Source organism: Stenotrophomonas sp. HMWF003, assembly GCF_003061285.1.
Lineage (GTDB): Bacteria > Pseudomonadota > Gammaproteobacteria > Xanthomonadales > Xanthomonadaceae > Stenotrophomonas > Stenotrophomonas maltophilia_AP.
On sequence record NZ_QAIW01000437.1, the window covers coordinates 8136 to 9122 of the forward strand.

Annotated in this window: 2 protein-coding genes; both read left to right on the plus strand. The window is 67.7% G+C overall.

The window, feature by feature from the left end; translation table 11 throughout:
* Positions 1 to 387 (plus strand): GGDEF domain-containing protein (locus tag DBR34_RS24085; RefSeq protein ID WP_258224139.1); only part of this gene is annotated, 387 nt, incomplete at its 5' end.
* Between the two features lie 63 nt (positions 388 to 450).
* Complete coding sequence (locus tag DBR34_RS19185; RefSeq protein WP_128097960.1) at positions 451 to 924, plus strand: DUF4442 domain-containing protein; 474 nt, start codon at positions 451 to 453, stop codon at positions 922 to 924.
* Positions 925 to 987 lie beyond the last annotated feature (63 nt).

Here is a 987-nt window from a genome sequence, read left to right on the forward strand (position 1 = left end):
GACCACTTCAAACACCATAACGATGTGTACGGCCACCAGGCCGGCGACACCGTCCTGCGCCTGATCGCCAGCGAGATCGGCGCGCACGCCCGGCGGCCGCGCGACATGGCCGCGCGTTTCGGCGGCGACGAGTTCGCGCTGATCCTGCCCGACACCGCGGCCGACGGCGCCGTGCAGGTGATCGAGGACCTGCTGGCACGGGTACGCCTGCTGGAGGTGCCCGGCGCGCAGGGCGAACGCATCCACATCACCCTGACCGTGGGCGTGTATACGCGCGTGCCCGCCGCCCGCAGCGAACCGCGGCATTTCTTTGAAGGCGCCGATGCGGCGCTGTACAAGGCCAAGGCCGCCGGGCGCAACGGTTACATGGCCGACGACGGCGACTGACCGCCGCACCATACGCTTGCGAATGGTAAGCTGCATCCCTCGTTCGCAACCTGGGTCGACCCGATGAAAGCCAGCGTGTTCCGCCACGGCATGAACCTGTGGCCGCCGTTCCTGTTCACCGGCATCCACGTCACGCAGGTCAGCCCCGACTACCGCCACGTGCAGGTCGAGCTGCGCATGCGCCCGTGGAACCGCAACTACGTCGGCACGCATTTCGGCGGCAGCCTGTTTGCGATGACCGATCCGTTCTGGATGCTCACCGTGATGCACAACCTGGGCCGCGACTACTACGTGTGGGACAGGGCCGGCGAGATCGAATTCCTGAAGCCCGGCCGCGGCACGGTGCGTGCGGAGTTCCATCTCGATGACGCGCTGCTGGACCAGCTGCGTGCCGCCACGGCCGGTGGCGAAAAGTACCTGCACTGGTTCAGCAACGACATTCTGGACGCACAGGGCGAGGTGGTCGCGCGGGTACGCAAGCAGGTGTATCTGCGGCTGAAACCGGACGCACGCAACGGCAGCGCCCGCAAGAGCTGAGCACGCGCCGGGCTTGCTATGCTCGGCGCCCCCGACACCGGCCCCTGCACCATGCGCACCCTG